Annotated in this window: 16 protein-coding genes; 12 read left to right on the top strand and 4 right to left on the bottom strand. The window is 50.2% G+C overall.

The annotated features are described in order from the left end of the window. The first annotated feature begins 49 nt into the window (after positions 1-49). Positions 50-964, top strand: a complete 915-nt coding sequence (locus CRG97_RS02010; protein WP_237566252.1) for a hypothetical protein — start codon at positions 50-52, stop codon at positions 962-964. Positions 965-1,092: 128 nt separating this feature from the next. On the opposite strand, the gene CRG97_RS02015 is transcribed toward CRG97_RS02010, so the two are convergent. Then, the gene (locus CRG97_RS02015) at positions 1,093-1,950 is read right to left on the bottom strand and encodes a helix-turn-helix domain-containing protein (RefSeq protein WP_237566253.1); all 858 of its coding nucleotides are present in this window, start codon (positions 1,948-1,950) and stop codon (positions 1,093-1,095) included. Between the two features lie 160 nt (positions 1,951-2,110). Here CRG97_RS02015 and CRG97_RS02020 point away from each other — a divergent pair, with 160 nt between their 5' ends. Further along, complete coding sequence (locus CRG97_RS02020) at positions 2,111-3,430, top strand: sulfatase-like hydrolase/transferase (protein ID WP_098741509.1); 1,320 nt, start codon at positions 2,111-2,113, stop codon at positions 3,428-3,430. 115 nt (positions 3,431-3,545) lie between these two features. On the opposite strand, the gene CRG97_RS02025 is transcribed toward CRG97_RS02020, so the two are convergent. Next, the gene (locus CRG97_RS02025; RefSeq protein WP_098741510.1) at positions 3,546-5,462 is read right to left on the bottom strand and encodes a beta-N-acetylhexosaminidase; all 1,917 of its coding nucleotides are present in this window, start codon (positions 5,460-5,462) and stop codon (positions 3,546-3,548) included. A gap of 516 nt (positions 5,463-5,978) precedes the next feature. On the opposite strand from CRG97_RS02025, the gene CRG97_RS02030 reads away from it, so the two are divergent. The 6 genes from CRG97_RS02030 (at position 5,979) to CRG97_RS02055 (ending at position 17,055) form a co-directional block, all read left to right on the top strand. Further along, positions 5,979-10,940, top strand: a complete 4,962-nt coding sequence (locus CRG97_RS02030; RefSeq protein ID WP_098741511.1) for a pullulanase — start codon at positions 5,979-5,981, stop codon at positions 10,938-10,940. Between the two features lie 488 nt (positions 10,941-11,428). Next, the gene (tnpA, locus tag CRG97_RS02035) at positions 11,429-11,830 is read left to right on the top strand and encodes an IS200/IS605 family transposase (RefSeq protein ID WP_098741512.1); all 402 of its coding nucleotides are present in this window, start codon (positions 11,429-11,431) and stop codon (positions 11,828-11,830) included. A gap of 5 nt (positions 11,831-11,835) precedes the next feature. Further along, a complete protein-coding gene (gene tnpB / locus CRG97_RS02040) occupies positions 11,836-12,975 on the top strand; it encodes an IS200/IS605 family element RNA-guided endonuclease TnpB (RefSeq protein ID WP_098741513.1) in 1,140 nt (379 codons plus the stop codon). Positions 12,976-13,400: 425 nt separating this feature from the next. Further along, positions 13,401-14,144 (top strand): hypothetical protein, encoded by a 744-nt coding sequence (locus tag CRG97_RS02045; RefSeq protein ID WP_098741514.1) that lies wholly within the window; start codon positions 13,401-13,403, stop codon positions 14,142-14,144. Between the two features lie 15 nt (positions 14,145-14,159). After that, on the top strand, positions 14,160-15,848 hold the full coding sequence (locus tag CRG97_RS02050; RefSeq protein WP_098741515.1) for a vWA domain-containing protein: 1,689 nt from the start codon (positions 14,160-14,162) through the stop codon (positions 15,846-15,848). 67 nt (positions 15,849-15,915) lie between these two features. Next, a complete protein-coding gene (locus tag CRG97_RS02055) occupies positions 15,916-17,055 on the top strand; it encodes a toxic anion resistance protein (RefSeq protein WP_098741516.1) in 1,140 nt (379 codons plus the stop codon). A gap of 281 nt (positions 17,056-17,336) precedes the next feature. Here the strand turns inward: CRG97_RS02055 and CRG97_RS02065 are convergent, their stop codons facing one another. Beyond that, on the bottom strand, positions 17,337-17,738 hold the full coding sequence (locus CRG97_RS02065) for a type II toxin-antitoxin system death-on-curing family toxin (protein ID WP_098741517.1): 402 nt from the start codon (positions 17,736-17,738) through the stop codon (positions 17,337-17,339). Beyond that, positions 17,735-17,998 (bottom strand): AbrB/MazE/SpoVT family DNA-binding domain-containing protein, encoded by a 264-nt coding sequence (locus CRG97_RS02070; protein ID WP_098741518.1) that lies wholly within the window; start codon positions 17,996-17,998, stop codon positions 17,735-17,737. Before CRG97_RS02070 ends, CRG97_RS02065 begins: the two co-directional genes overlap by 4 nt. A gap of 118 nt (positions 17,999-18,116) precedes the next feature. Here CRG97_RS02070 and CRG97_RS02075 point away from each other — a divergent pair, with 118 nt between their 5' ends. The 4 genes from CRG97_RS02075 to CRG97_RS02090 all read left to right on the top strand — a co-directional run bounded on the left by CRG97_RS02075 (position 18,117) and on the right by CRG97_RS02090 (position 22,964). Further along, positions 18,117-19,127 (top strand): phosphotransferase enzyme family protein, encoded by a 1,011-nt coding sequence (locus CRG97_RS02075; protein WP_237566254.1) that lies wholly within the window; start codon positions 18,117-18,119, stop codon positions 19,125-19,127. 266 nt (positions 19,128-19,393) lie between these two features. Then, positions 19,394-20,992 carry an ABC transporter substrate-binding protein gene (locus tag CRG97_RS02080; RefSeq protein ID WP_098741519.1) on the top strand — a complete coding sequence of 533 codons (1,599 nt, stop codon included), beginning with the start codon at positions 19,394-19,396 and terminating at the stop codon, positions 20,990-20,992. Between the two features lie 100 nt (positions 20,993-21,092). Beyond that, positions 21,093-22,043, top strand: coding sequence for an ABC transporter permease (locus CRG97_RS02085; protein ID WP_098741520.1), 951 nt, complete (start codon positions 21,093-21,095; stop codon positions 22,041-22,043). Between the two features lie 15 nt (positions 22,044-22,058). Next, positions 22,059-22,964, top strand: coding sequence for an ABC transporter permease (locus CRG97_RS02090; RefSeq protein WP_098741521.1), 906 nt, complete (start codon positions 22,059-22,061; stop codon positions 22,962-22,964). Positions 22,965-22,976 lie beyond the last annotated feature (12 nt).

Raw genomic sequence — 22,976 nt, forward strand, 5'->3', positions numbered from 1 at the left:
AACATTGATAGATCGAATAGAACCTGATAAAGGATTGGAGGAGCGCCTGATGAAAGGAATGAAACAAAATCAGAGTCAGACGACAAGAAGGAATCGGTGGGGTATGGCTGGCGTTAGTATGGCTGTCATGTTGGGGCTAGTCTTGGTTGTTTCAATAATGTTGAATCGTGAAGATGTTCCCGTTGTTACCTATACTCCGGAAACGCAAGGGACTGGAGAGCCTACGCCGCCGATCGCCCAGGCCGGCCATGACCCGGTAACCATTCCGAAGATTGAGCTTCCGGGCGAGAGCAACGTCAAAGCCGACATGATCGGTTTGGTTGTATACCAGGGCAATATCTACACCCAGACCGGTACGCAAATCACGCCGGAAATTGCCAAGCAACTGCGGGGCGACAAGCTCGGTCGGTCGAAATCGGGGATTACGGAGTGGAGCTCCTCCGATGATTACACGGAGCTTGCTTCTACAATCGGCGAAATGGACATTTTCTCGGTTAAGGGATATGACGCCGATTTTAGAATCATGTCCTACATGGAGCACGACGGGGAAGTCTACGCCGAATTGTATGAGCACCTCAACGGGATTACGGTGGCGAAAGGCGAGGATATCATCGGCAAGCTGAATCTGATGGGGAACATGAATTCGGTTAAATGGCAGGATTTCGACAGCTGGAATATGGGCGAGAACAAGTTACACGAGCTTTCCGGCGATGCGGCGGTGCAAGCCTTCGTTGAGGCGTTATATGAAGCAAAGCCGGTAGCGGCCGAGCCTTTGTTTGAGCAAGGGATCTACGAGACCGGTTCGGACGAGCAGAAGTTTCTGTATATCCAGCTGCAGGATGGGACGGAAGTCCAGTTGAGATTGTTTAAGGGCGGCCAGTATGTGCGATATGCCAACGCGCCGGTGTTCTTTCAATTGGAAGCCGAGGCGTTCACTATGCTATGGGATCTGATGGAGGAGTAGGTCGTCAAATCGATCATGATTTTCGAAAAAAGTGACTTTTAAAGCTTGAGGCTATCCAACATGGGTAGCCTTTTTTCATGAATACGGGGCCGTAAACAGCGCCCCCTTTATCCCATGGTGGTCCCTTGCTATTCGCGTACCGTCGATGAAGGGCGATTCGCTTTCACGAATGCACTCGGCGTCATTCCGAAATACCGGGTAAAGGCGCGGGAGAACGTAAACAAATCCGAATAGCCCAGGGATAAAGCGGTCTGCGTGATGCTGATGCCCTCGGCGGATAATAGGCGGGTCGCTTTCTCCATGATCAACTGCTGCATGTAGCGGGACGGAGAGATGCCGTATCGGCGGGTAAACGCGCGGGTAAAGTGACTGCGATGCACGCCGGCCCACGCGGCAAGCTCCTCCACGGACAGGTTCTCGGTACAGTGAAGCTGCATATACCCAGGGATGGATTCGAGCCAGTCGGATGCAGCAGCAGAAGGAGATTGGTGCCGGTTCGAATTGATGCTGTGGATCAATTGGAATCCCAATGACATCAGCTGAAGGCTGTGGTCTAACTGGGGCTGCCGGAGCAATCTCTGAATCTCCTTGATGATCGCCAGGGTATCGTCCCCGAAGGCATTTTGTCGATAGGGCCGCTCCGGATATAAATCAACATGCTTCAATATGGATGGCATCAACTCGCCCATAAAAGCCGTCCAGGTGATCGTGGTAGATGGCTGCTCGCAGTCCTTGACATAGGTATAGACCGAGCCGGGGAAGAGGCAGAACAGGTCGCCTTCCGAGAGGGAGACGCTGCTGCCGTCCCATCCGAATCGCACCTTGCCGCTGGCAACGAAATGTATACTATAAAATCCGACGGACCGGGGACCGACTTTTTCGGTGAAAAAAGGGTGCGTACCGGATTTGTATATCCACAATCCCATTTTTGTCTCAAATGAAGCCGGATTGTTAAAGTATTCTTCTCTGGATGGTCTTGGGTTCACTGTCACGCCTCCTCCTGCCAGCTGTTCCTGATCATTTTTCTTGTTGTTGCTACTATGCAACATATTGTATAACGATTGCAAGGATTGAGCATTCCGTGTAGGCCTATCAAAGGGTACGATGATGAGGAACAAGTCGAACATAGTAGAGGTGAATTAAGATATGAAACAACCGAATTTTATCGTCGTATATTGCGATGATCTAGGGTATGGGGACCTTGGGTGTTACGGATCGGAAACCGTGAAAACCCCGCATCTGGACGGATTGGCTGATGAAGGCATTCGTTTTACGAATTGGTATTCCAACTCTCCAGTCTGCTCTCCGTCACGAGCCTCTTTATTGACAGGCAAGTATCCGGTCAGAGCGGGAGTCGGTGAAATCCTGGGGGCGAAGCGCGGTTCGCATGGCCTTCCTCCCACCGAGGTAACGTTGGCGAAGGCGCTTAAACCCGCCGGCTACAGAACGGCATTGTATGGAAAATGGCATCTGGGTCTGTCAGAGGAAACCAGTCCGAACGCGCACGGGTTTGATGAGTTTTTCGGATTTAAGGCGGGCTGCGTCGATTTTTACTCGCACATTTTTTATTGGGGCCAAGCCCATGGCGTCAATCCCCTTCATGATCTATGGGAAAACGAAACGGAGGTTTGGGAGAACGGCCGGTATATGACCGAACTGATTACGGAACGATCGGTTGATTTCATTAAGCGGTCTCGGGAGCAGGAGGCTCCGTTCTTCTTGTTTACGTCATACAATGCGCCGCATTATCCGATGCATGCACCACAGGAATACATGGACCGGTTTGCGCATTTGCCTTGGGATCGGCAGGTCATGGCCGCCATGATTGCAGCGGTGGATGACGGCGTCGGGGAGATCGTGAAGGCGCTGAAGGAAGTGGGGTGTTATGAGGATACGGTCATCTTCTTCTCCAGCGATAACGGACCGTCCTCCGAGAGCCGGAACTGGCTGGACGGGACGGAAGACGTTTATTACGGCGGGAGCGCGGGGATCTTTCGCGGGCATAAAGCAAGTCTGTTTGAAGGCGGAATCCGCGAACCTGCCATACTAAGCTGGCCGAACGGATTAGAGGGCGGACAAGTACGTGATGAGGTGGCGGCCATGATGGACATCGTACCGACCTTTCTGGATCTGGCGGGCGTCGATCCGGCGGCGGGACCGCTTCAAGGCGTTGCACTGGATGGAAGCAGCCTGAAGGGGATGCTACGAATGGGCGAGCCGTCGCCGCATAAGCAATTGTTCTGGGAGTATCAAGGCCAACTGGCTGTCCGGGAAGGGAATTGGAAGCTGGTGCTGAACGGGAAACTCGATTTTGACCGCGTGGTTCCGGATCAGGTTCATCTGTCCGATCTGTCCAAGGATCCCAGGGAGCGCTCCAACCTGGCGGACCATTACCCCGAGATCGTGGAACGGCTTAGCCGGGATGTGCTAGCCTGGTACGAGGAAGTGCAAAGTAACGGATCATAAGCGTGGATTAGAGCGAATCATATAAGCCTTAGCGATTATGCAAAAAAGCCCCGGCATCGGGGCTTTTTCATATATGTTGGTGACAGGTATCAGCAGATTCCGGTAGCTGGGACCCTTAAAAAGGATTCAACACATGGTAGAACACGTTCGGCGAAGCCATGCGGTAATAATGACTGCACCAGCCGACCCCTTTGTGGTTGTCGCGGTTGGTCGTGCTGAACACCAGCCGTTCCTGCTCAAGCTCTTCAATGCTTGCCGTACGTCCCTCAACGTATTCCAGAATGCGGAACGATGCGGTATCCAGGCGAGTAATGACGCCGCCATAGCGGATGTCGATGACCTCCCAGCCGAAGGGCTTAAACATCCGGTGCCACTGCGTGCGGTGGGCAATGCGCAGTTCTTGAACGGCTTTGGAAATGGCAGGGAGCACGACCCTGGCCATATGTTTTAAGGTATCGGTGTCCTTGGTGTCATAGGCTTTCTTCAGCAGAATGCCAATCTCGCTCTTGCGTTTGAGGACGGCGCTCAGCTTCTCCGGCATATCGAACAGATAGTCCAGCTCGGCGCTGCTATCGCGCTTCGCACGCAGGTTTTGCTCCAGCTCGGCATAGTGGTTCGAGAGGTCCAGGCCTTCGATCTGTTTGTCGAACATCCCGAGGAGCACGTCCTGATACAGCAAGAATTTCGACGGGTTGCTCTGCTTGGCGTTGTTCGGCTCCTGGCCGGGGATTTCGTCCAGGTCCTTCAGCAGGAGGAACGTATCCATATCGATGCCCGTACAGAATTTAACCCGTTCCGCCAACTGAGCCGGGGACGGCTTCTGTTCCGAGTAGGCATGCTCGGCATAGAGCTGCAGACCGAGCAGCGCCGCGAACGGATTTCCTTCGTTGCCGTCATCGCCCCACATCGTGGCGTATACCTCGCGGATTCCCTCCTGCTTGCACACTTGAAGCGCAACATCCGAAGCGTTCAGGGACAAACCGTAGTTGACGCCAAATGTGTTGAAAATCCAGACGGCTCCTGCAAACACGAGGTTGCACCCCAGCGGACGGTGATTGGCAATCAGCTTCTTATAGTCCTCCGGCTTCATGTGGGTGTAGTCCCAGTACACCATGTCTACATCCTTCGGGATGCGGCGGGCCATATCCTCCGGAATCGAGGTGTCCTTGTCGTAATACGCCGCATCGCCGCCTCCGCCGGCAGCGAGCTTCAGGAACATGTCGCTCCACATCATCGGCTTCAGGCCGCGTTTGCGGACGGCAGCCAGGACTTTGTCCAGATGGGTGATCATGATGTCGAAACGGCTCACATAACCGTTGTGATCCAAATATTTTCCCCGTCCAAGCTCCTCCGCTTCGTCCATCCCGATATGAATCTTGTTGCTGCGGAACGGAGCGCTGGCAGCCTCGATCATCCGTTCAATCAGGGAATCTGTCTGCTCGCTGCCGACAAGAAGGGCCCCTTTGGTATCACGGTAATGCTTGATGGGCTCCCACTTCAGAAACTCCTCCAGATGCGCCAAGGTTTGGATGCTCGGAAAAGCCTCGATGCCGAATTGGTCGGCATAATCGTCTATTTCTTTCAGTTCTGCTTGTGTATAGCGACCGCGCATATAACCGAAATACGGCTCGCCTTCGATCTGGTAGGTATCCTCCATGTATAACATCACGCTGTTCATCCCCATCAGGGCCATCTTGTTCAGCATGAGCTTGAAGCTGTCCACGGTCAGCACGGCGTTGCGGGACAGGTCGAACATCGGGCCGATCTGGTCAAATTGCTGACGTTCGTGAAGGTGGAACGTATCGCTTTGGCGGCTATGTTGAACCAGCAAGCCGAGTCCCCGGAAAAATTGATGTTTTCGTCCGTAACGAATATAGGCGTGAGTCCGGTCCCTGCCGACCTCCAGATCTCCATCCGACAAGGCTACCTCTACGGGGACTCCGTCCTCCCCAAGCTCTACGCCAACCTCATCCAGCAGCAGCTGAATGCCGGGCATGACATCCGTAACAGCGCCCTCAAAACGAAATTTCATATGAAATCCCCCTGCATCCATGATTTTGCGAACATTAAACATTATATCATTATAATGTTTAATGTTATGGGAATCGTCGTGGGAAATCAATCATTAGTTTGCGAAAGTATGCTTCCAATTCATTTTACTAGAAACAACGTAACACCTTAAACGGATGAAACGCGCATGGAAGGGAATCAGTCATTCCGATGGTTGATTCCCTTTATTTGTTAGAGCTAAATCTGCTGGTGAGAGTCTCACTTGAGCCGCAAAATAGTTCTTGAAAACAGGCCAAAATGTGGTTGACGGCAAGGAACCTCGATACTACAATAAAGAATGCAAACGCTCCCATTGTAATCGCTTTCATCTATCTTTGTTTCATTCTATATTTCGAACCATTTCTCTAACCATTGTCAGTTATTGTCGTACTTTACTTGATGGAAGCTCAAACTTGTTTATGCAAGCGTTTGCGCAATGATTGGCATTAAAATAGCATCAACTGCACCTAATCCAAGAACCGAAGGAGGTTATTTGTTCATGAGAATGACTGTTTTAAGCAAACGAACGTGGTCCATCATCATGATTTTTTCGCTGATTTTCTCCATGCTCGGCATTCCGCCATCAACGGCCGATGCCAATAACGTGCCAAGCCAGGTTACGCTGGTAGGGACTCTGCAATCCGAACTAGGCCATAGCGGAGATTGGGACCCGGCCGCCGCCGCGACAACTATGAAGAATATGGGGAACGGAGAATACAGCTTTACCGGCCACTTGCCCGCGGGATCGTACGAGTACAAGATCGCGATTGACGGTAAGTGGGATGAGAATTACGGTTCCGCCAATTATTCCAATCCAAGCGGAGCGAGCAAGGATGGCAACATTCTAATAACGCTCGCTCAGGACTCTCAGGTTACTTTTTATTACAACCACGGGACCCACCGGATTGCGGATTCTACATACTACGTTCCGATTGAAGCGGATAAGCTTCCAAGAGTGATCGGCAGCTTCCAGTCGGGTATTGGTGAAGCGGCCGACTGGTCGCCTGCGGATGCAAGATTAATTATGCAGGATTCCGATTATGACAATGTATACACGGTGACAGCCGACGTGTACGAAGGGGATCATGAGTATCAAATCGCTTTGGGCAGCGATGCGGCAAGCGCGGTTCACCCCGCTAATCGGGAAGCGCTTCAGCTGCCGCAAGATGTGAAGGTTACATTCAGCTATAATGCGAACGATCATGGTGTTGCCGCTCGTTTCACGGTGCCTGCAGATCCGGGAACGCCGGTTCCCGCTAACCATCTGCGCGTCCATTACAACCGGGCAGACGTGAATTACGGCAGCATTGGTCTGTGGATTTTTGATGAAGTTGCAGTTCCGTCAGCCAACTGGCCGACAGGGGCAACGCCATTCCCGAGCGGGCAGCAGGACGGCTACGGCGCCTTCGTCGACATTCCGCTCAAGGACGGCGCCCAAAAAGTCGGGATCGTCGTTGTCGACCGCATTAGCGGCAACAAAGACGGCGGCGACAAAAAATTTGCCTTAACCTCGCCGGACATGAACGAAGTATGGCTCAAGGAAGGCTCCGATACGGTATATAGCTTTGAGCCTGTTGACCTGCCGGCAGATACCGTGCGTATCCACTATCAAAGACAGGATCAGAACTACGATCCGTACGGTTTGTGGATATGGGGTGATGATGTCGCTGCGCCTTCGAAAGACTGGCCGACAGGAGCCACCATGTTCCCTCCAGGCCAAACCGACCGTTACGGCGCTTACGTGGACGTACTGATGAAGCCGGAGGCTCAGAAGATTAATTTACTCGTGCTGGATCCGTCCAAGGGAGATGCCGGGAAAGACGGCGGCGACAAAGGTTTTACCCTGGTAGACCGATACCAGCATCTGTTCATTAAAGAAGGCGACAATACTGTCTATACATCCCCGCATGGGGAGGTGCCTACGGGGTTAGTCTCGGCAGAGGTATTGTCTCCCGGAAAGCTCCAGCTCGGATTTACGATGACCGATGGTTTGGAAGCGGATACGCTGAAGAATGAGCTGCAGATCAAGGATAAGGACGACAATACGGTTACCATTCAAGACGTGAAGATTGTCGGAAACACTACCATCGAAGTGTCGGCATTATTCCAGTTGGATCAGACTCCGCTTAAGGTAACCTACGCCGGAAAAACCGTATCGGCTTCGACCGGCTGGAGAATGCTGGATGAGATATACGCGTACGACGGCGATGATCTCGGGGCGACTTATCAGTCCGGTGGGGCCGAACTCAAGCTGTGGGCACCGACGGCAACCGAGGTCACCGCGAATGTGTACAGCAAGGATGATGCAACGCAGTTGATCGGCAATGTAACCCTGCAAAAAGGTGATAAAGGGGTATGGTCGGTTCAATTGAAGCCGGGGGACCTCGGGATCCAAGATTTTAGAGGATATTTTTATCAATACGAAGTGACCAACAACGGTGTGACGAAAGCCGTGCTGGATCCATATGCCAAATCCATGGCGCAATTCAGAGTGAACACCAAAGGTGAAGCAGGACCGGACGGTGATACCGTCGGCAAAGCGGCTATCGTCGACTTGAGTCAAACGGATCCTGCCGGCTTCTGTTTTGCGGACATTCCTGGTTATGAGCAGCGGGAAGACGCCATCATCTGGGAGATTCACGTCCGGGATTTTACGTCGGATCCGACAATTGAGAACGATCTGCATAACGCGACTTGGGGATCCTACGACGCATTCAAAGAGAAGCTCGAATACATCAAGTCCCTAGGCGTTACCCATGTTCAGCTGCTGCCCGTGATGGCGTGGTATTACGGGGACGAAGCTGCCATGAAGAACAGGGAGCTGGAATATTCGGCAAAAGACAATGAGTACAACTGGGGATATGATCCGCACAGTTATTTCTCGCCTGATGGTGCTTACTCTGAGGATCCTACGGATCCGGAATTGCGAATCAAGGAACTGAAAGCGATGATTAACGCCATTCACGAGGCGGACATGGGCGTCGTATTGGACGTGGTGTACACCCATATGGCCAAGGCAGACTTCCTGAATGATATCGTGCCAAACTATTATGCCTTCCAGGACGCCAACGGCAATTTCATCGGCGGCTTCGGCAACAACCTGGCAACCAACCATAAGATGGCCGAGAAGCTGATGGTAGACTCCGTGAAATACTGGTTCGACGAATACAAAATCGACGGCATGCGCTGGGACATGATGGGCGACGCCACGTATGAGGCTGTACAGAACGCCTATGATGCCGCAGCCTCCATTAACCCGAACGCTCTGTTTATCGGCGAGGGCTGGGTCACCTTCGGCGGACATCTGTCGGATCCTTCCCTGGCAGGCAAGGGGGCAGACCAGAATTGGATGGATAAGACGGACGACGTCGGCGTCTTCTCGGATGAGTTCCGCAACGAGCTGAAATCCGGCTTCGGCAATGAAGGTGAGCCTAGATTCATTACGGGCGGCGCACGCGACATCCAAACGATTTTCAACAATATCAAGGCCCAGCCTAGCAACACGAAGGAAGATGACCCGGGCGACATCGTTCAATACATTGAAGCCCATGACAATCTGCCGCTGTACGACATCATTGCGCAGTCCATCAAGAAGGACCCTTCGATAGCAACGAATGATCTGGAGATTCATAAACGCATTCGTCTGGGCAACCTGATTACTTTGACTTCGCAAGGAACGGCTTTCCTCCATGCAGGACAGGAATACGGGCGGACTAAGCAATGGCTGGGTCAGGGTGTGCCCGAGCAAAAATATCACGAATTAGAGGACGAGGCGGGAAACCGTTTCGGTTATTTCATCCACGACTCCTACGACTCCTCCGATGCCATCAACATGTTTGATTGGGAAAAGGCAACGGATGAAACCAAGTATCCGGAGAACAACAAGACGAAGGAATATACGACCGGATTGATCGAGTTAAGAAAATCGTCCGACGCCTTCCGCCTTGGCGATCAGTGCATAGTGAATTCGAATGTGACCCTGCTGCAGATTCCCGAGGTGAAAGTGCAGGATCTGGTTATTGCTTATAAAAATAAAGCCACGGACGGAACCGGCACTTATTATGTATTCGTTAATGCCGATAACCAGTCGAGATCGTTGACGCTTAGCGAGGATCTAACCTCCGGCACGGTGGTGGTTGATAACGACGAAGCGGGCACGACCGGCGTTAAGGCGAAGTCCGGATTTACGTTAACCTCCGGCTCGATTACGCTTGAGCCTCTAACGGCCGTTGTAATTAAAATGAAAGCTAAGATCGATGACGGTGGCAACGGCAGCAACCCTGGCAGTGGAAATGGAAATGGAAACGGAGGCGGGGGAGGCGGCAATCCGTCGACCGATCCGGGAACGAAGCCAAATCAGGGTCAGCGGATCATCAACGAAGAGTCGCTGCGCAGCGGACAAGAGAAAGTAACGGTTCAGCTGGGTGCCGAGGATATCGAAGTTCTCTTGCCGCTGACGGCAGGGGACATCCTGGGAGAGAAGCCGCTTGCGCTGAAGCAGGGCGGCGTGATGGTACAGCTTCCATCCGCGCTGCTCAAAGCGCTGCGCCAGCTCGTACCGGCCGATCAGGCTAAGGATGCGGTTATCTCGTTTAAGCTGGAAGAGGTTGGATCGCAGACGGCTGCCTCTCTTATAGCCAAAGCAGCTGCTTCCCAGAAGACTAAGCTGAAGCAAGGCAGCAAGATGTATGATTTCCAGCTTTCCGTCCGTACGAAAGACGGCAAGGCATATAAGCTGGAGCGTTTCATAGCACCCGTAACGATTGGATTTGCAGTCGACAGCGCCATTCACGGCAAGCTGGCCGGTATCTACCATATCTCAGATCAAGGCCAACTGAAATATGTTGGCGGCAAGCTGGTAAACGGGCTGCTGACGGCCGAAGTCAGCCAATTCAGCACATATGCTGCATTGGAATATGATAAATCGTTTGTGGACCTTACCGGCCATTGGGCCGAGCAAGCGGTAAAAGAGCTTTCCGCTAAGCATATTGTAAATGGCACCAGCGATACGAAATTTAGTCCACATCAGCCACTGACACGTGCACAATTTGCCGCTATGCTCGTTCGGGCCTTGGGACTTGAAAGTACGCAAGACACGACCTTCACGGATGTGGACAGCGACGTTTGGTATGCTTCCGCGGTTGCGGCAGCTCATCAGCACGGGCTGGTGAACGGCAGAGGCAAGGATACATTCGCACCGAACACAGCTATCACCCGTGAAGAGCTGGCCGTCATGCTCTACCGTGCATACGGGGCCAAGGGGAATGCCACCACTTCGGCGGAAGCACCGGATCTGAAGGATAAGGGGCAAATTTCTCCATGGGCAGTCCAAGAGGTGAAGGAAGCCTTGTCCCTTGGCTTGATGAAGGGACATGCCAACAGCACGTTTACGCCGAATGCCAAGACCACCCGTGCTGAAAGCGCACAGGCTGTGCTCAATCTGTTGAATCAAGTGAAGTAATATCCGACGGAATATCAATAAGAAGAGCCCTGGAGGATTCCAGCGGCTCTTTTTACCGTCATACGAACAGCATTATCTTTTTTTCCTTACTCATCCGCCTAACAGATAGCAAGTATGCATTCCTTGCCCACCGCGGATTGCCGTACGCAGGATTACATCAGCGGTCGATTCGGATGATCAATAGTTCGGCTGGGTCTTGAACCCAGACATCGAGCTCTTCTCTTAAAAAATAGAAGTCTTTCAGGCTTTCACTGAAGGACTTTTTTTGTTTCTTTTGTCGCAGAACCATTGGATTATTTATGTAATTTTGATGAGCCAGCTTTCGCAAATTAGCCGTGCGTTAGAAAGCTTCGGGCAAAGCGTGTCATATGATACTTCGATTGTCCGACATATGTTTGGTGTTTAATTAACATTTACGCCTATGAAACATAAAAATATGGTTTTTTTTGCAATGACATATGTTACTCTAAAACAAGAGGTGGTAATATATGTCTGAAATTAAACATGGACGAGGTTACGTATACTCAATCCAGTATCATATCGTATGGTGTGTGAAATATCGCCATAAGGTGTTGCTTAACGGTGTAGACAAAAGACTTAAAGAGATGCTTTGTCAGATAGCATCAGACAACAACTTTGAAATAGTTGAGATCAAAAGTGACAGTGATCATGTTCACTTGTTGGTCGAATGCTCACCACAACGCGCTATCCCTTCTATCATTAAAGCATTGAAGGGAGTATCCGCAAGATTGTTGTTTAAAGAGTTTCCTCAGCTAAAGAAGAAGCTTTGGGGAGGGAATCTTTGGAACCCATCTTACTTTGTAGCAACAGTTAGCGAAAATACAGAATCTCAAATTAGACAGTATATACAAAACCAGAAAGTGAAGTGATATCCATGCTAGTACATAAGGCGTACAAGTTCCGCATTTATCCTACCACAGAACAAGCTGTCCTCATTTCTAAGACGATTGGCTGTAGTCGCTTTGTGTTCAATCACTTTCTGGGGAAGTGGAATACAACTTACAAAGAGACGGGCAAGGGACTTACTTACGGAACATGTTCAGCCGAACTAACCAAACTTAAGAAGGAGCTGGATTGGCTCATAGAACCCGATAAGTTCTCTTTGCAGAACGCACTAAAGAATTTAGCAGACTCGTATTCTCGATTCTTCAAAAAGCAGAATGATGCTCCAAGATTCAAGAGCAAGAAGAGCCCTGTTCAGTCTTATCAAACCAACTTCACCAACAACAACATCGCTATAATAGACAACAAAATCAAACTTCCAAAGTTAGGTTTAGTTAAATTTGCAAAATCCAGAGAAATAGAAGGGCGTATCTTGAATGCTACAGTCAGATGCAACCCCACGGGTAAGTATTTTGTGTCTATACGTGCAGAAGTAGAAGTGGAAGCATTGGCTGAGACGAACTCTTCAGTTGGAATCGATGTGGGATTGAAGGAATTTGCCGTTCTGACTAATGGGGAAAACTTCCCAAACCCTAAGTTCTTTCGAGCGCTAGAAGCAAAACTAGCTAAAGAACAACGTATTCTATCAAGAAGGAAAGAAGTAGCATTGATACAAAAGCGACCTCTTGCTGAATCGAGAAACTATCAGAAGCAAAAGCTTAAGGTAGCTAGAATCCATGAACGTATTGCCAATTCGAGAGCAGATTACTTACATAAGATTTCAACGCATATTGTCAAAAACCACGACAACATTGCGATTGAAGACTTGCAAGTAAAGAATATGCTGCAAAACGGCAAACTAGCTAAGGCAATTAGCGAAGTATCTTGGACGCAATTCAGAACGATGTTAGAGTACAAGGCGAAATGGTATGGACGCACAGTGGTCCCTGTATGCAAAACGTTCGCATCTTCACAGCTATGCTCTTGTTGTGGGTTTAAGAACAAAGAAGTTAAAAACCTGAAGCTTCGTGAATGGACTTGCCCAGTGTGCCATTCTCATCACGATCGAGATTGGAATGCAAGTAAGAATATCCTCCATGAAGGAAAAAGACTTCTGTCTGCACAGTTGTAGTGAGTCGTTGTGCAGTAACCGTAGGAAATTACGGGGATAGCCTAATTAATTAGGGTTCGATAGAACCCTGTACTTAGGAATCTCGTCACTTTAGTGATGAGAGGTTCAAATAGTTACCCTACCTCTATGATCTTGCTTGCCTCGGCTTGGCGCCTCTATTCTTACAACAATTCTCTGCGTTCCACCATGGCTTTCCAGACACGGGACGATCATGCCCGTATCATATTAGCAAGGCGAGTTATCTGATACCAAATGGAATGAATTGTGAATCGGCAGGCCAATCGCGTGAGGAAAATGCATCTAACTTCGAAATGAGACGTAGTATGTGTTATATCCTTTATTTACCTATGTTTTACGGATATTTTAAAAGGCGGTTATAAGTCGAATCAGTCATCGCTCTATAGGAGTAAGGGAGGTGTTAATTCTTGAATGTCTCGAAATCCGTAAAGCTGCTCCTGCTTATGGCGGTTATCGCGATCGTAAATATTGTGCTGGTTTCGCCCGGGCTGCTCGGATTCCATATTGGCGGCGATAGCGCCTTCCAGTCGGCATCGGTCATTACCGTATGGATTGTTAGTGTTCTTGTGCTCTTTTATGGCAGTTATGTTTTGTTATTCAAGCCTCCGGCTGTGAAGGCGATCCAAACGATTCAGACCCGTGAGGATTATATAGACGCGCTTCATCATTATCGCAACGTGAAAGTGCTGAAGAATGATATCGCCCTTGCCCTGGACCAATTGGAACGAATTGAGAAAAAGAGAAACGCGCTGCTGGACGTCCTGGGTCAGCGTTTTGAGCAAACGGAGCTCAGTTACAAGAAATTCATGGCGGTCATCGATGAGGTTGAGAAGCTGTTCTATCTCAATATCCGAGGGATTCTGAACAAGCTGGGCGTCTTCGCCGCATCCGATTTCAACCGCATGGCCGATCAGCCCAAAGCATCCCAGCTATCCAGCAAGGTGGCGCAGAAAAAAACAGCCTTATACCAAGAGTATCTGGCTTACGTGACCGGTTATCTGGAAGCGAATGAAGAAATCATGCTCAAGCTCGATAAACTGCTGCTGGAGATTTCCTTGCTTGGCAGCACCGATTACCGGGATGTGGAGGAGATGCCATGCATGAAGGAAATCGATACGTTAATCAAGCAAACCAAACTATATAAGCAATAAGAGAGGGAGATGATTATGCGAAGCAAAGGGAGTGCCTTTGTCGTATTAGTGGCCATTGCAGTGGTCGTGTTTGTTCTGGTGTATGCGGGGATCACGTTAACCTCCAATCTGGGCAAGAGCCAGTCTGAGGTCGATTCGGAAGGCGCGGCTAAGAAAATCAACAAAATCTACAAGGACATTGTGGTCACGACGGCGGATCCCATAAAAGGTCAAGTTGATCTGGACCCGGTTGCCGTAGCCGACTCCCTGCCCGATATATCCAAGTTTCCGATCTCGGTCGAGAATACGACGGACTTGTATGTTGAGATCTTCTCCTCGCCCGAGAAGGCAGGGCCTGGCATTGACGGTTGGTTGAATGAAGTGGCAGAGGAGTTCAACAACTCCAAGCCGGTAGTGAACGGCAAGCCGGTATCGGTGAAGATCCGTAATATCGCGTCGGGAACCGCAACCGATTACATAACATCCGGAAAGTACGTGCCGGACGCTTTTACGCCTTCTAATGAGCTGTGGGGGGAGATGGTCAAGGAATATGGTGTCAAGGCCGAGCTTGTATCCAAGCGCCTCACGGGGAACGTGACCGGCGTTGTCACCCGAAAGGCCAAATACGATGAACTGGTGGAGAAGTACGGCTCCTTGAACGTCAAGACGCTGACGGATGCGATATCGAATAACGAATTGGCGATGGGTTACACAGATCCTTTTGCGAGCTCCACGGGTCTAAACTTCCTGATCACGGCCCTTGAAACGTTTGACAGCTCCGATCTGCTTAGCGAAAAAGCGGTACAGGGCTTCGAGAAATTCCAGGCGAACGTCCCTTTCACGGCTTCGACCACGATCCAGATGCGCGATGCGGCGAAGTCCGGCATGCTGGATGCCTTTGTCCTGGAGTATCAGACCTATGTCAACGCGGCGGACATGAAGAGCGGTTACGTCTTTACCCCGTTTGGCGTAAGGCACGACAGTCCTTTGTATGCGCTCGGGAAAGTGCCGAAGGAGAAGCTGGACATCATTAAGAAATTCGCGGCGTTTGTTGAGCAGAACAAATACCAGAAGTTAGCCGACAAAAAAGGGTTCAATGGTCTTAACGATTATCAATCCGAGCTTGAAGTTGTCGACAGCAGTCTGCTGCCTTCTGCGCAGAAGCTTTGGAAAGAGAAAAAAGATGGCAACAAGCCGGTTGCGGCTGTGTTTGTAGCGGACGTGTCGGGAAGCATGGACGGCGAGCCGTTAAACCGCCTCAAGGAATCGCTGTTGACGGGGCAGAAATATTTGGGCCGGGACAACAGCATCGGCTTCGTGTCGTATTCCACGGACGTTACGATCAACCTTCCGATCGGCAAGTACGACTTGAATCAGCAGTCGATGTTTGTCGGGGCGATCAACAGCCTTGAAGCCAGCGGGAATACCGCGACCTTTGACGGCATTGTGGTGGCAATGAAGATGCTTCAGGACGAGATGGCGGCGAATCCGGACGTGAAACCTCTGATTTTTGTGCTGAGTGACGGGGAGACGAACGTTGGGCACTCCCTGGATGACATCCGGGAACTGATCAAAGCGTATAAAATCCCAGTATACACGATCGGCTATAATGCCAACATTCAGGCGCTCCAGAGCATATCCAGCATCAATGAAGCAGCCAGCATCAACGCGGATACCGACGATGTCGTATACAAAATCGGCCAGCTGCTGAATGTGCAGATGTAGCAGCATTACAAGCGTTTTTCACATATAACGAAGTGGTTCACACAAGAAACTTGTAGGAGGGGTTATATTGTCATTTACGATGGAAGTCATTAGTCCCGAAGAGATTAAGACGGCGATTGAAGAGCAGGTGAAGCCAGAGCCGGAAGAAGTTACGCAGTTGAAGGAGCTGGCGGTTAACAATGTGCAGGCCATCATGGAGCTGGATATCGAATCGCTCGAGAAGCGAAGACAGGTGCTGCAATCCATTGAGAGCTTTGGCATCAGCTCGATGAGATCCTCCTCGGAGAAGAATGCGCTCCTGCAGGTTCAGGTGGGAAGATTATCGAAAACCGGGGATGAAGGCGGTCAAGTGGCCAAAGGGTTAACGGAGCTGCAGCTGCAGCTGAAGGATTTGGACCCGAGCGTTGTGGATTTTGCGAAGAGCGGGCTGCTGGGCATGGTATTTAACCCGCTGCGCCGATATTTTGCCAAGTTTCAAAAGGCGGACGCCGTCATTTCAGATATCATTATTTCCCTGGAGAAAGGAAAAACCGTATTAAAGAATGACAACACCACGCTGGAGATTGAACAGCAAACCCTCCGCGAGCTGACCAAAAAGCTGCAAAAGGAAATTCAGCTGGGGATGCTTATGGACGCAGAGATCGAATCCCAGGTCGAGGCGGCCAAAATACGGCAGGAGTCGGAGGATAAAATCCGGTTTATCACCGAAGAGGTGTTGTTTCCGCTGCGCCAGCGCGTGATGGACCTGCAGCAGATGCTGGTCGTGAACCAGCAGGGAATCATGGCCATTGAAGTGGTCATTCGGAACAACAAAGAATTAATTCGCGGCGTAGATCGGGCGAGAAACGTAACGGTAACGGCGCTGAAAATCTCGGTCACGGTGGCTAGTGCCCTGTACAACCAGAAGATTGTCCTGAAGAAAATCGAGCTGCTGAACGAAACCACGAACAATCTGATCAGCGCTACCTCCAAAATGCTGAAGGATCAAGGTGCAGCGATCCACAAGCAGTCGCTGGAAACGAGTATCTCCGTCGATACCTTGAAGCAAGCATTCACGGATGTGCTGTCGGCACTTGATTCCATCAGCACTTACAAGCAGGAGGCGCTCCCGCGGATGCGTGAGACGATCCATCAGTTCAGTGAGCTGGCGGTAACAGGCGAGCAGCAGATCCAGCGCTTGGAGCGGGGGCAGAAGCTGGGACTGTAGGTTTGGTTATAACAAAAAAAGAGTGTGCAGTCATGATACTGCGTACTCTTTTTATTTGGCCAAAGCCTTAGGCTCGCAAATAATTGAGCAGGATCTGCTTGAGGATCGCCAGCTGTTGCTCGGGCGCGAGATCCGGCTCGACCACCAGGATGTTTTTTTTGGAGGGACAGCAGGGAAATGAAGTGGTCGAACAGCAGCTCCAGCTTCTCTATGCAGGAAATCGGCCGTTCCGCGTTCATATACATCAGCAGAAAAAGCGACCCGTAAATGGTCGCTTTTTATTACGTTATTTCAATGGAATATTCCTTGATGAGGGACGTAAGCTCTTGAAAGGTGAATTTATGATTTACCATATCGACCGTAAAATCCTCTGCTTGTTTTTGTTCCATGATAAATCGATAACCGTTATAGCGTAAAAACAGGAGAAGAGCCGTGAAGGCGGTTCTTTTATTGGCGTTTTGAAATGGGTGATTTTGTCCCAGTGATTCAAATAATGCAGCTGACTTTTCCCAGATGGATAAATAGGCGTCTTCTCCAAAAGCTGACGATTGAGGCCGATGGAGGGCCGACTCAAGTAAATGCGGATTCTTTACACCGATATGCTCGCCGACGCTATATTTCTGTATCATAGCGACGTTAATGGCGATAACCTCTTGAGAGGTTAGATAACGTATAGGGCTCATCGATCTTTTAACCCTTTTAAGGTCTGGTCGTATTCGCTCATGATTTCAGACAAAGTATCTAAGAAATCAGGGCTGATGCCATCAGGTAGGGAGACTTTGTTAGCTTTTTTAATGATGATCTCTCCATCTGTTTGATTAACATCAATTTGTACCGTATCGCCTAGTTCTAGACCAATCTGTTTGAGGGCATCCGTCATTGTAATTCCCAGGCTGTTGCCGAACTTAGTGACTTTCCGTTCCATTTCGTTCACCCTGCTCATATAAAGTCTGCCTCCTTTATTATATTATTCAACTGTTATAACAATTATACATGGATCGAGAAATAAGATAAATCTCGATTCTTGTAGTAGTGATTAAATGCAGGAGCCGGCTATCCATATGCAGAAATCAATGCTCAGTACATGCTCGATCATCCGGATGATGAAGGGAGGCACTGCAATGGAACAACGGGACCAACTTATGGCCGTTGCTGCAAACAAGTTCGGACTCTTGGAGCGGGATAAGGTACAGACGCATGTTTCCGAACATAGCCTTATCCGCTCGTATCGACTTGATGCCAGGATCGTTTATGTGCGCATAACTGATGAGTCCCATAAACCATATGCGAAAATTGAGGGCGAGGTGCAGTGGGTCGAGTTTCTTGGAAGTAAGGGAGTATGCGTTTCGAGACCGCTTTATTCAGTGGAAGGGAATCTGACGGAACGTATCCGGATGGAGGACCGTGAATTTACGGCGGTGTGTTACGAGGAGGCCAAGGGGCGTCCGGTCGGAGAGAACGATGCCAATGAGCGCTTATACAAGCGAATGGGCCAATTCATGGGCTCCATGCACCGCATCACCAAAGGGTACACCCATCTGGATCCCGTTACAAGACGTCCTGATTGGTCGGATGAGGCGGGAAAGGTTCGGCATATCGATTTACCGCTAACCGAGAAAGGCGTCACTCGTCGTTACGAGGTTTTGCTCCATTATATTTCGGAGCTTCCGATTGCTGCGGACGCTTATGGACTGATCCATGCGGATTTTCATTACGGAAATTTTTTTGTAAATGGGGATACGTTGTGTCTGATTGATTTTGATGCAAGCCGGTATTCATGGTTCATTGATGATATTGCGGTCGCCGCGTTTTTCTCGGGTTTAACCGAAGGGGCAGATGCGGAGCCGGATCAGTTTCTGACCCCGTTTCTAGAAGGATACCGTCTGGAGCATCATCTGGAGGATAAGTGGCTTCGAGAAATTCCGTATTTCATGAAGCTGCGAGAAATGGGGCGTTATATCAAGCTATTCCATGCTTGTAGCGGGAAGCTTGATAAACTCCATCCGTGGGGGCAATGGTATATGAGGGGACGCAAGGAAAAGATTTTGCGAAGTTTCCCAGCAATTGAATAAGCGAAAAAGCCTTGGTTCGAGACGGAACCAGGGCTTTTTTAGTTAACGAGTAAAGGTCTGCCGCAGCGGGTTCCTCTTAATAGGAAATTAATTCTAGCACGATCAATTATTGCATTGACAGCCTGTTTCGAATCCATTAGTATTTGCATAACTTATTAAACCTACCAGATAACTTAGATTTTAGGGGTGCGTTCGTTTCGCGAGTTTTTGACAGAGCATGATGCATACATTTCATATGCATATGTCTATTACATGGGGGGATTACAATGAAAGCCAGAAAGCTAGGTTTACTCTTATCGTCGATCGTGCTGATGATGTTGATCGCGGCATGCGGCAACGGTTCCGATCAGGCGGCAGAGGGCAACGCTGAAATCAAAGGAAGTGAGAAGCAAGCGGAACAAAAAAAGTATAAAGACGAGCTGAACATCGCTCTTACGGCTCAGCCGCCTACGTTGGATACAGCCTTGACGGTATCGGCGGTTGCGCTGGATACGGCAGGCAATATCTTCGAGCAGCTGTACACACTGAATGCAAAATATGAACCCGTACCAGCTCTGGCAGAGTTCGTCGAACGAAGTGAGGATGGTTTAACGTATACGTTCGCCCTTCGCCAAGGCGTGAAATTCCACAACGGGAAAGAGATGACTTCCGAGGATGTTGTAGCCTCGATGAACCGCTGGCTGGTGACTTCGTCCCGTGCGAAGGTGCTGCTGACGAATGCTAAATTCGAAGCCGTCGATACGTATACTGTGAAGCTGACCGTAGAGGCGCCTACATCAGATGTTTTGATTCTTATTGCATCGCAAGCGCAGTTCCCTTCCATCATGCCAAAAGAGATTGTAGACGCGGCGCCGGCTGACGGAATCAAGGAGTACATCGGTACAGGACCTTATAAATTCCAGGAATGGAAACAGGATCAGTACATACATTTGGTGCGAAATGACGATTATCATCAATTGGTGGATACGGAGCCGAGCGGATTTGACGGGCGAAAAGAAGCTCCCACCAAAAATCTGTACTTCCATTTTGTCACCGACCACTCCACGCGCATTGCAGGCGTTAAGACCGGACAGTATGATGTGGCAGACAGCATCCCGATCGAAAGCTATGACGAGCTTGCTGCCGACAAGAACATCAGTTTGCTCTCGTTTCCTGGTGGTGCCCTGACCGCGTTTTTCAATACCAGCGAGGGATTGTTAAAGGACGTTAAGATTCGCCAGGCCATTCTTGCCGCGTTTAATAATGAGGAGATCATGTTGGCGAGCTTCGCCAAGCCGGATTTATACTCCTTGGCGCCGGGTTACCTGAATACGAACCAAGTCCAATGGTCGACCGAAGCCGGAGCGGAGTATTACAACCAGTCGAACCCGGAGAAGGCCAAGCAGCTGCTGCAAGAAGCAGGGTATAACGGTGAAGAAATCACGCTGCTGACGACCAAGGATTACAACGAGATGTACACGGCCACATTGGTCATTCAGGAGCAGCTTCGTCAGATCGGCATGAATGTCAAAGTGGAGAACTTCGATTTCCCGACGTTCCTGGAAACGAAGAACGACCGTTCCAAGTGGGATATTTTCGTTGCGAGCACGGGCTATCAGATCACGCCGCCGCAGCTGCTGGCCGTCAATCCGGATTGGGCCGGGCTCGACAATGAAACGGTCAAGCAGGCGCTGATCGATATTCGCGGCGCAGCCACGCCGGAAGCCGCCAAGCAGGAATGGGAGAAGCTGCAGGGCTTCCTGTACGAATTTGCATCCTCCACCGTGATCGGCCATTATAATGGCGTCGTCGCCACAACAAAGAAGCTTGAAGGTTTCGAGCTGTTTGAAGCGCCGGTGGTCTGGAATGCGAAAGTAGCGAAGTAAGGCGTATATGGAGGGTGTTACAAGTTACCGAAGTAACTTCGAAAACACCTTCCTTTTTTGAAGTTGGATTCATAGACCATGTACAAATGAGGGATTTGAAGTGCTGGCTTATATTACGAAAAGACTTTTGTCGCTGATTCCCGTACTGGCCGTTGTCACCATCGCTATTTTTCTGATCATCCACATTACGCCGGGGGATCCGGCGGCGGCGATATTGGGCATGGAGGCGTCGCAGGAGGAAATACAGAAGCTGAATCAGGACCTTGGCTTGGATCGCCCGATCCTCGAACAGTATACAAGCTGGGTAGCGAACGTATTCAAGGGGGATCTGGGGGATTCGATCTTCATGAATCAGCCGGTTAGCGAAGCCATTGCGGAGCATGTTACCCCGACGCTTTCGTTGGCCATTCTGGCGCAGGTTATCGCGATTATCCTGGCGATTCCCTTCGGGATTATCGCTGCTTACAAGCGAGGGTCCATCGCAGATTATACGCTGATGGGGATGTCCTTGCTGGGCATGGCCTTGCCCAGTTTTTTGCTGGGATTGTTCCTTATGCTGTTTGTTGGTGTCAAGCTGCAGTGGCTGCCAGTGGCTGGATATGAGCCGCTCAGCAGCGGGCTTTGGGAACATATGAAGTATCTAATCCTTCCAGGTATTTCGCTTGGAACCATACAAGCTGCCCTGATTACGCGGATGACCCGTTCGTCCATGCTGGAAGTGCTGAATTTGAATTTCATCAAGACGGCCAGATCCAAAGGTTTACATGAAATGAAGGTGCTGTTTAAGCATGCATTCCGCAGCGCATTTCTGCCTATCCTGACGGTTATTGGACAAACATTCGGCACGTTGGTGACAGGGGCTGTGGTCGTGGAGGCGATATTCAATATTCCCGGATTGGGTCAATTGATCTTGAATTCCATTGCCAGAAGAGATTTTGCGGTGATCCAAGGCGTGGTGCTTGTCGTCACACTTATGTATGTCACTATCAACTTGATCATCGACTTGCTATATGGTGCGGTTGATCCGCGTGTTCGTTTGGAACGCAAATAAAAGAGGTGTTATTTGATGGCAACTGTTCAGGAGAAAGAATACGTCGCTCAAGTCAGTAAAAAGCTGAAAAAAGAGCAGCGTGCGCTAGGATATCGCCGACTGAGGTCGAACTATGGGCTGTTGATCGGAGCGACCATCTTTATCGTTCTGGTGATGCTGGCCATGCTAGGGCCTTTATTTACATCCTACGGCCCGTATGACATGAAGGTGGTAGACCGTTTAACGCCGCCGGGGGCTGAGCACTGGCTGGGCACCGACGAATTTGGCCGGGATTTGTTAACGAGGCTTCTGTACGGGGCCAGAGTGTCGATTAGCGTAGGTCTCGCGGTAGCGCTGCTGTCCTCAGCTCTGGGACTCATTATCGGCGTTTATGCCACGTATTACAAAACGTTGGATCATATTCTCATGCGCATTTGTGACGGGTTGATTGCGATTCCGGGTATCTTGCTAGCCATTGCCTTAATGGCTGCGCTCGGCGCATCAGCCATCAATGTTATCACGGCGCTGACCATCGTGTTCACGCCGAATATTGCCCGGGTCGTTCGCTCGGCCGCGCTGGTGGTACGCGAGCAAACCTACATCGAGGCGATGCATGTCCAGGGGGCAAACTCCACGCGCATCATATGGCAGCACATCGTGCCGAACACCCTCTCTCCCCTACTGGTACAGGCTACCTTTGTGTTTGCTGAAGCTATTATATCCGAGGCCGCGCTAAGTTTTCTCGGAGCGGGCATTCCTGCTCCTGAAGCTAGCTGGGGGAACATTCTGCAGGCGAGCAAGCTTGTTATTTACAAGGCATGGTGGATGGTTGTATTTCCAGGAGCAACGCTTGTTCTGTCTGTCCTCAGCTTGAATTTGCTGGGCGACGGACTGCGTGATTGGCTTGATCCCCGCGTGAAGCAAAAGTTGAGAAAGTCATGAATATAATGCTGG

It is taken from the genome of Paenibacillus sp. EZ-K15 (assembly GCF_002573715.1).
In the GTDB taxonomy this organism is placed as follows: domain Bacteria; phylum Bacillota; class Bacilli; order Paenibacillales; family Paenibacillaceae; genus Paenibacillus_AQ.